Below are 7,957 nucleotides of genomic sequence, written 5' to 3'. Positions count from 1 at the left end.
GGGCGAGACCCAACCACGAGTCGATCTCCCCCCTTGAGGGGGAGATGCCCGGCAGGGCAGAGGGGGGTAAGCCCCACCCACCGACACAACCGCTCCGGACGCTATTCCTTCGGCAGCGAAAATCCCAGCGGCCGCCCGTTTTCATAAAACACCCGCACATCCTCCAGCGCCACACCCGTCCCCGTCTCATTCAGACTATGGCGCTCACAGGCGACATTCCATGTGCCGGGGCCACCGGAAATATGGAAGATATTATAGGCCGCGCGCGGTTTTTCACCGCCCGGTCCCTGGCTGGCGGAGGAAATGCCGACGACCGGGATGTGGTCTTCCCCATGGTGGGTGTTCAGCCAGTAGACCGTATTCAAATGGGTATGACCGTGCAGCACGAGTTCCGCGCCACCGACACCGAGAGCGGCGGCAAAGCGACGAACGCCGAACATGCGTTTATGGGCGGCAGTGGCGCCCCGGATCGGCGGATGATGGATCATCACAACGCGGAAAAGGCCCTGTTCACCGGCTTTTTTCAAAAGCTCCGCCGTGGCGCGGGCCTGCCGGTTGCCGAAGTAGCCGGTTGCCGAAAAGGGCGGCGTCGCAATCGAGGTGGAGCAGCCGATGAGTGCGACGGGACCGCGGACGCGCATATAGGGAAAAATCTTGCGGTCGTCGTCCCATTCCAGCGGGTCGCCATCGCCGCGCACGTAAGGATACCAGGCCTGCATGGCCTTGTCGTGCGCGCCGGAAACATAGGCGTCGTGATTGCCGGGAACGACGGAGGTTTTTTCGGGATCGCCCACTTCCTCCAGCCAGTCGGCGGCGGCGCGGATTTCAATGCCCGTCGCAAGATTGACGAGATCGCCGGTAATAGCCAGATGGTCCGGTGACTTTGTCTCCAGATCGTCGAGCAGTTTTTCCAGCGTATCGGTAAAGAGATGCTTGCGGCGGTTGCGGTGCCAGTTGACAAAACCGGTGATACGCTTGGATGCAAGTTCCCGGAAAGTGAGTTTTGGCAGTGGCCCCAAATGGACGTCTGAAATATGCGCAAGTTTGAACATGGCGGCAGAGATAACCTATGATATGCCGCGCGTCCAATAAAAGCCGGCAGGCGGGGAGAAACCAGGGTGAATGACGAAACAACCGGGCGGCAGGCCCGTCCGTTCCATATGCGCGTCCTCATTCGCCTGCTGCATTTCGTTTTTCTGTTCACGCGCGGCGCAACCCTTGGCGTGCGTGCGGCCTGTTTCGATGAAACGGGCAGGATTTTTCTGGTGCGGCACACTTATCTGCCGGGCTGGTATCTGCCGGGCGGCGGTGTGGAGCGCGGTGAAACCCTGCTGATGGCACTGCACAAGGAAATCCGCGAGGAGGGCAATCTACAAGCTGCCTCCAAACCGGAGCTGATCCATGTCTATCTCAATCTGGAAGGCAGCAATCGCGATCATGTGGCGCTCTACCGGCTTGACGTCTCCCAGACCAAACCGAAAAAGCCGGATCATGAAATTGCCGAAAGCGGCTTTTTCGACCTGTCGGAGCTGCCCGAAGGGGTGACGGCCGCAACCCGCCGCCGCCTTGCCGAGCTTGCCGGCGAAGCGGCGATCGCCGACCACTGGTAGTAACGGCTTTCCGTCAGGAGAACGCCTCGCGGCCATGGGCCATGGTCAGGTCCAGTTCCGGGCCGACGGGCACGATGCCGGTCGGGTTGATGGTGCGGTGGCTGCGGTAATAATGTTCCTTGATGTGGCGCATATCCACCGTATCAGGCACGCCGGGCGTCTGGTAGAGATCGCGCAGGTAACCCGTCAGGTGCGGATAGTCGTGGATGCGGCGAATGTTGCACTTGAAATGGCCGACATAGACGGGGTCGAACCGCACCAGCGTGGTGAACAGGCGCCAGTCCGCTTCCGTCTGTTCTGAACCGAACAGGAAACGCCGGTCCTTCAGGCGGTTCTCAAGCATATCCAGCGTTTCGAACACCTTCACGGCATTCTGTTGATAGGCGTCCTGCGTGGTGGCGAAACCGGCCTTGTAGACGCCGTTATTGACGGTGTCGTAGATGACGTCGTTCAGCGCATCGATCTCGGCGCGTAGCGCTTCGGGATAATAATCGGCCTGCGAGCCGGTGAGATCGTTGAAGGCGGAATTGAACATGCGGATGATTTCCGCTGATTCATTGGAGACGATGGTGCCGCGTTTTTTATCCCACAGGACTGGCACGGTGACACGCCCCGAATATTTGGGGTCTGCTTTGGTATAGACCTGCCAGAGCGTCGAGCAGCCGAAGAGGTGATCCTCGGTCGCGCCCGGCGTGCGCTCGCCCTCAGGTTTAAATTCCCAGCCGTTTTCCAGCATCAGCGGATCGACGACGGAGACGGAAATCAGGTCCTCCAGCTTTTTCAGCTTGCGGAAAATCAGGGTGCGGTGCGCCCAGGGGCAGGCGAAGGAGACATAGAGGTGGTAGCGGTGCTTCTCGGCCTCGAACCCGCCTTCTCCGGAAGGGCCGGGTGCGCCATCTGCTGTAACCCAGTTGCGGAATTGTGAGGCGCTGCGCTTGAAGTGCCCCTTGGTTTCCTTGGTGTCATACCAGACGTCTTTCCATACGCCTTCCACCAGCATGCCCATGACGATCTCCTTGATTGTTTCCTTTTGAGCGATCCTAACCGTTCTGCACTGTCCCGCGAACCCGCAATGCGTTGAACAATGCGTTTCCGGTCATGTGGGAACTGAATGGGATAGCGCAGAGATTTGTTCTGGACGGGTGGGAATTTTCCTGATAACTGCAATTTTCACAATTCTGAGGAAATTGCTGACTATGATCGAACCACGGATGCTCCGACGACGCTGACGCTCCTGAACGCCCTTACCGGCGCAGCCGTCATCTATTGTCGCATCCGCATTCTGGAAGTTTCGGTCTCTTCATGTCCAAGCACGATCTTGTCTACCTCACCGAGGACGCGTCGCACGACGCCATCATCGACGTCATCAACGAAGAAGCATTCGGTCCCGGCCGGCATACCCGTGCCGCAGCGCGCATCCGTGAGCAGGGGCCGCATGACCGGTCGCTGTCCTTCGTCTGCGCCGATGATGGCGAAACCATTGCGTCTGTGCGCATGACGCCGGTTCTGGCGGGCGGGGTGAAGGGCCATATGCTCGGGCCCCTTGCGGTGCGGCCCTCGCACAAGAACAAGGGCATCGGCCGGGAACTCGTCCGGATCGCCATTGCCGCCGCCCGGCGGAAGGGCTCCGAAGCGGTGATCCTGATCGGCGATCCGCCCTATTACATGCCGCTCGGTTTCGAGAAGGTCGCTTATGCGGCGCTCGATTTTCCCGGCCCGGTCGACCCGAACCGGGTGCTGGTGGTGCCGATTGGCGACGACGTGCACCAGCGGCTGAAGGGCAAGATCGGCTGGCGCAAATGCGAGGCCGCGATGCCGGCCGCCACGGCGGAAGATGAGGGTTTTGAGGAGCCGCTCAGGGTTTACGGCTGAAGGTTTTTCTTCTCACCATGATACTATCCCTTCCGTCATTCCGGCCTTGAGCCGGAATCCAGCCGACGCGCGTCGGCGCGGCGAAAGAATCTCTTTTCAGCCCAAGGACTTGGGCTGGCTGGACCCGGATCTAGTCCGGGGTGACGGAAGGGATGTTGCGAATTACGGGAACCATCGAGACTGCCGTGCCAATCCTCGTGTGGCAAAATCTTCTTCCGGTAGTCTGTCTCGAAACAACGCGTCTCCCTCCATAGAATTCAATTCCGTTTCCTCCCCCTATACGATAGCAAGTCAAAGTCGATTTCTGCAAAGGGGCGGGGCATGACGGCGATTACCATGAATGATGCGCTGGAGCGCGCGGGCGCAGGCGCCTATCAGCGGCGGCTGATGGGCATATTCGGCCTCGTCTGGGCGGCGGATGCCATGCAGGTTCTGGCGGTTGGCTTCACCGCCGCCTCGATTGCCGCAACCTTCGGGCTGACGGTGCCGCAGGCGTTGCAGACCGGCACGGCGTTCTTTTTCGGCATGCTGCTGGGTGCTGCCGGTTTCGGGCGGCTGGCGGATCGCTACGGGCGTCGCCGTGTGCTGATCGTCACCGTGGCCTGCGATGCGCTGTTCGGCGTGCTTTCGGTATTCGCGCCCGATTTCACCATCCTGCTTGTTCTGCGCTTTCTTACCGGGGCCGCCGTGGGCGGCACGCTGCCGGTGGATTATGCGATGATGGCCGAGTTCCTGCCCGCCAAAAATCGCGGCCGCTGGCTGGTCTTTCTGGAGGGTTTCTGGGCTGTCGGAACGCTGATCGTGGCACTGGCTGCCTGGGGCGCCAGCCTTGCCGGTGTCGCCGATGCCTGGCGCTATATTTTCGCCGTGACGGCATTTCCGGCAGTTCTCGGCCTTGGCCTGCGCTTTCTGGTGCCGGAATCGCCGCTCTACCTGTTGCGCAGCGGGCGGTTGGAGGAAGCCAAGGCCGTCGTCAACCGCATGCTGGTGACGAATGGGCGTGCGCCGCTCGATGCCGGGACCGGGCTTTTCCAGCCTGACGTGGGCAAGGGGCAGGGGATATTTTCACCGGCGCTCCGGCAGCGCAGCATCATGATCCTCGCCATCTGGTTCCTCGTTTCCGTTTCCTATTACGGCGTCTTTACGTGGATGCCGGCGAAACTGGCCGGAGACGGGTTCGGCTTCGTGCGCGGTTATGGTTTTCTGGTGCTGGTGGCGCTGGCGCAAATCCCCGGTTATGCGCTTGCCGCCTATGGCGTCGAAAAATGGGGCCGCAAGCCGACGCTGATCGGTTTCTGCCTGCTCTCAGCGCTCGGTTGCCTGCTCTTCACGCTGGCTTCGGCGGGCGCAATGATCGCCGCCTCGCTTCTCATCATGAGCTTTGCGCTGCTCGGCACCTGGGGGGCGCTTTATGCTTACACGCCGGAGCTTTACCCGACGGAATCGCGGGCGACCGGCATGGGCGCCGCAGGCGCCATGGCAAGGCTCGGCGGCCTGCTTGCGCCGTCTCTGCTCGGTTATGCCATAGCGCAGGGTTTTGGCGTCGCAATCGGCATTTTCGCCGGTTTGCTGGTGCTTGCTGCCATTGCCGCGACGATGATCAATGCGGAAACGCGGCAGGTGGCGCTGACCTGACGCGCCCTTCCCGCGCAATGGCCTGACCCGTTGAGGATCAGGCCAGGCTGTTTCGCACCTTACAGCGCCGTGTAGTTGACCGGCAGCCAATCGTAATTGGTGCTGTCGGTGCGCACATGGCCAATGCCGGGAAAGGCGATATGCGCGCCGGCCACCAGATATTTGCCCTCTACTGCCTGTTTGAATGCCAGATCGCGCGCCACGACGGCGGCCTTCTGGTCGACGTCGAATTCGATGGCCACGTCAGGCTCATCGAACTGGAGGATATCGCCATGGGTGATATCGCCCCAGAAGACGATTTTCTGGCCGTCGCTTTCGACAACGACAGCGCTGTGGCCGGGCGTGTGGCCGGCGTAAAGGATAGAGCCGAGACCGGGAACCGGCGCAGCATTGTCGCCGAATGTCTCGAACTTGCCGGCATCAATATAGGGCTGGATGCTTTCCTTCGCTTCGGCATAACCCTTCTTCAGCGCTTCAGGCGCTGCCTTGGCCTTTGCCGCATCGAGCCAGAAAGCGGCTTCGCGCGCGTTGACGTGCAGGGTCGCATTGGCAAAGACGCGTTTGCCATTGGCTGACAGTCCGCCGGAATGGTCCGTGTGGATATGGGTGAGGACAATGTCGTCTATCTCGTCGGTCTTATAACCGGAGGCCTCGATATTGGCGACGAGCCTGCCGAGGGACGGGCCGAGATAAGCGCCGGTGCCGGCGTCGATCAGCACCAGCCTGTCGCCGGTGTTGACGAGAAAGGCGTTGACCGAGGTAGGCGTCTCTTCCGGCAGGAAGGCGCCCTGCAAGACCTTTGAGGCGTGTTCCGGCGTGGTGTTGGTGTAAATCTTGGCGAGCGGCAGCGCGATGACGCCGTCCGAAAGGGCGGTGACTTCCACCTTGCCGACCATCAGTCGATAAAAGCCGGGTGCCTGTGTGGCGGCGAGAGGCGCCTTGGCAAATGCGACGGTGGGAGCAACAAAAGGGGCGGCGAAGATGGCGCTGGCGGCGCCTTTGAGAAGTGAGCGACGGGACGGCATTGGGAGCTCCTGGGTTGAGGGAATGTCTTGAAACTTTCCGCACTCCAGCTAAGTGTAGGCAGGCCAGCAATCAAATCGATGTGACTTATGCAAACTATCGATCATTTCAATCTCCGTTCCTTCGACCTCAATCTTCTCATCGCTTTCGATGCGATGATGGAGGAGATGAACGTCACGCGCGCCGCGCGGCGGCTGAAAATCCAGCAGCCGGCCATGAGCCATAATCTCTCCACCCTGCGCACCCTGTTTCAGGATGAGCTTTTCATCCGCGTGGGGCAGGAGATGAAGCCGACGGCGCGGGCGCTTAATCTGGCCGGCCCGGTGCGGCAGGCGCTGAGGCAGGCGCAGGCGGCGGTTTTGACGGCGGATGTGTTCGATCCTGCCACCGAGCGCCGCACATTCCGGCTGGGCATGTCAAGCGAGGTGGAGCTGTTGCTTTTGCCGGATCTGACGGCGCGGCTGCGGGAGATCGCGCCCGGCATCCGCATTCTCGCCCGCAGCGGGCAGGAGCAGGAAATTACCGCGATGCTTGATACGGGTGTGATCGATATGGCTGTCGGATGCGCCTATTCGAAAGAGCAACGCCATCATTGCGAGCCGCTTTATTCTTCCAGCGTGCTCTGCTGTTTCAACCCGGCCTTGCTCGATCTGCCCAATCCCGTAGGGCTGGACGCCTATATGGAGGCTAAACATGCGGTCATATCGCAGACGGACAGCCTGCATGGCTGCATCAAGGATGCGCTGGAACTGAGCGGCTTGGAAATCGACGTCGTTGCGGCCGCGCCGGATTTCCTCTCGGTGCTGGCGACGGCGCGATCCTCGGCGGTGCTGGCGACCGTGTCCTCACGCATCGCGCTGCGTTATGCGCCAATGCTGGGGCTGGAAATAAGCCCGGTACCGGTGACGCTGAGTTTCCCGCCGGTCGCCATGGTCTGGACATTGCAGACTGACGCGGATGCCGGAGCCGTGTGGCTTCGCCAGCAAATCCGCGAGGCTATGGGCCGAACGGTCGACGGTGGGGTATCGGGGATCGCCGCCTAGAGCATGTCTCCCAAACTGTGCAGTGGTTTTGGGAGACATGCATAAAAACAAAGAGATAAAGCGCGTCGCATTTAATCTGCTTCCACAGTACACGACAGTTGAAATCATCGACGGCGCTGGGTGTTGTTATACCCCCCTCTGTCCTGCCGGACATCTCCCCCTCAAGGGGGGAGATTGTTCCGTGGCGATGTCGAGCACTTCTCGACGGTCGAGAATGAAGCGGCGAGAAAGCCTCTTGCCGATCTCCCCCCCTTGAGGGGGAGATGTCCGGCAGGACAGAGGGGGTAACGGCGTGCGCGATAGTCGACGATTTTCAACAGCCTGCTAGAAACGTTTCTCCAGCCATGTGATCGTCTGGCCCGTGGAAAGGGGGCCAAGCGAGCCTATCTTCGTGAAACCGTAGCGTTCGTAGGTTCTCAGGGCATCGGGGTTCATCGTGTCGATATAGGCGCCCATGCAGCCGCGCTTTCTGGCTTCCTCCTCCGCCATGGCAAGCAGCTTCGGGCCTGTGCCCTGACCGCGCATGGCCTCCGGCACGAAAAGAAGCTGCACGTAAAGCCAGCCGCGAGCGGTATAGCCCACCAGACCGCCGGTGACGGTATTGTCGTCGTCGCGAATGGTGATGTTGAGTTCGCGTTTGTCGCTTTCGCCGAAACGGGCGAGATTATAGGCCACCAGCGGATCGCGAATGGCCTTTTCGGCCTCTGCATCCGCGACGTCGCTCAAAACGAAACTCATGTCCATCTTCCTAGACCGCCGGGCGGCAGCCGTTTC

The 7,957-nt window shown here is 60.7% G+C and carries 8 protein-coding genes; 4 read left to right on the top strand and 4 right to left on the bottom strand.

The features are described from left to right. Positions 1–101: 101 nt before the first annotated feature. On the bottom strand, positions 102–1,052 hold the full coding sequence (locus AC1ROR_RS08750) for a metallophosphoesterase family protein (protein WP_498589148.1): 951 nt from the start codon (positions 1,050–1,052) through the stop codon (positions 102–104). Between the two features lie 66 nt (positions 1,053–1,118). Between AC1ROR_RS08750 and AC1ROR_RS08745 the strand changes: the two genes are divergently transcribed. Beyond that, positions 1,119–1,610 carry an NUDIX domain-containing protein gene (locus AC1ROR_RS08745; RefSeq protein WP_498589147.1) on the top strand — a complete coding sequence of 164 codons (492 nt, stop codon included), beginning with the start codon at positions 1,119–1,121 and terminating at the stop codon, positions 1,608–1,610. A 13-nt stretch (positions 1,611–1,623) separates the two neighbouring features. Here AC1ROR_RS08745 and AC1ROR_RS08740 read toward each other — a convergent pair whose 3' ends face one another. Further along, a complete protein-coding gene (locus tag AC1ROR_RS08740) occupies positions 1,624–2,616 on the bottom strand; it encodes a glutathione S-transferase family protein (RefSeq protein WP_498589146.1) in 993 nt (330 codons plus the stop codon). 296 nt (positions 2,617–2,912) lie between these two features. On the opposite strand from AC1ROR_RS08740, the gene AC1ROR_RS08735 reads away from it, so the two are divergent. Together AC1ROR_RS08735 and AC1ROR_RS08730 are read left to right on the top strand one after the other, a co-directional pair. Continuing rightward, positions 2,913–3,482 (top strand): GNAT family N-acetyltransferase, encoded by a 570-nt coding sequence (locus AC1ROR_RS08735; RefSeq protein WP_498589145.1) that lies wholly within the window; start codon positions 2,913–2,915, stop codon positions 3,480–3,482. A gap of 321 nt (positions 3,483–3,803) precedes the next feature. Next, on the top strand, positions 3,804–5,117 hold the full coding sequence (locus tag AC1ROR_RS08730; RefSeq protein ID WP_059757366.1) for an MFS transporter: 1,314 nt from the start codon (positions 3,804–3,806) through the stop codon (positions 5,115–5,117). Between the two features lie 59 nt (positions 5,118–5,176). Here AC1ROR_RS08730 and AC1ROR_RS08725 read toward each other — a convergent pair whose 3' ends face one another. Then, positions 5,177–6,142 (bottom strand): MBL fold metallo-hydrolase, encoded by a 966-nt coding sequence (locus AC1ROR_RS08725; RefSeq protein ID WP_498589144.1) that lies wholly within the window; start codon positions 6,140–6,142, stop codon positions 5,177–5,179. An 87-nt stretch (positions 6,143–6,229) separates the two neighbouring features. On the opposite strand from AC1ROR_RS08725, the gene AC1ROR_RS08720 reads away from it, so the two are divergent. Then, a complete protein-coding gene (locus tag AC1ROR_RS08720; protein ID WP_498589143.1) occupies positions 6,230–7,183 on the top strand; it encodes a LysR family transcriptional regulator in 954 nt (317 codons plus the stop codon). A 324-nt stretch (positions 7,184–7,507) separates the two neighbouring features. Here AC1ROR_RS08720 and AC1ROR_RS08715 read toward each other — a convergent pair whose 3' ends face one another. Next, positions 7,508–7,921 carry a GNAT family N-acetyltransferase gene (locus AC1ROR_RS08715; RefSeq protein WP_498589142.1) on the bottom strand — a complete coding sequence of 138 codons (414 nt, stop codon included), beginning with the start codon at positions 7,919–7,921 and terminating at the stop codon, positions 7,508–7,510. Positions 7,922–7,957 lie beyond the last annotated feature (36 nt).

This window comes from Agrobacterium sp. GW821-FHT14E08, assembly GCF_058803865.1.
The sequence above is the reverse complement of the archived record's forward strand: the minus strand, read 5'-3'. Positions and strand labels throughout refer to the sequence as shown.

Coding starts and splice junctions, on each gene's coding strand:
- AC1ROR_RS08740 (WP_498589146.1), bottom strand. CDS start 2,616: ATGGGCATGCTGGTGGAAGGCGTATGGAAAGACGTCTGGTATGACACC.
- AC1ROR_RS08730 (WP_059757366.1), top strand. CDS start 3,804: ATGACGGCGATTACCATGAATGATGCGCTGGAGCGCGCGGGCGCAGGC.
- AC1ROR_RS08715 (WP_498589142.1), bottom strand. CDS start 7,921: ATGAGTTTCGTTTTGAGCGACGTCGCGGATGCAGAGGCCGAAAAGGCC.
- AC1ROR_RS08725 (WP_498589144.1), bottom strand. CDS start 6,142: ATGCCGTCCCGTCGCTCACTTCTCAAAGGCGCCGCCAGCGCCATCTTC.
- AC1ROR_RS08750 (WP_498589148.1), bottom strand. CDS start 1,052: ATGTTCAAACTTGCGCATATTTCAGACGTCCATTTGGGGCCACTGCCA.
- AC1ROR_RS08735 (WP_498589145.1), top strand. CDS start 2,913: ATGTCCAAGCACGATCTTGTCTACCTCACCGAGGACGCGTCGCACGAC.
- AC1ROR_RS08720 (WP_498589143.1), top strand. CDS start 6,230: ATGCAAACTATCGATCATTTCAATCTCCGTTCCTTCGACCTCAATCTT.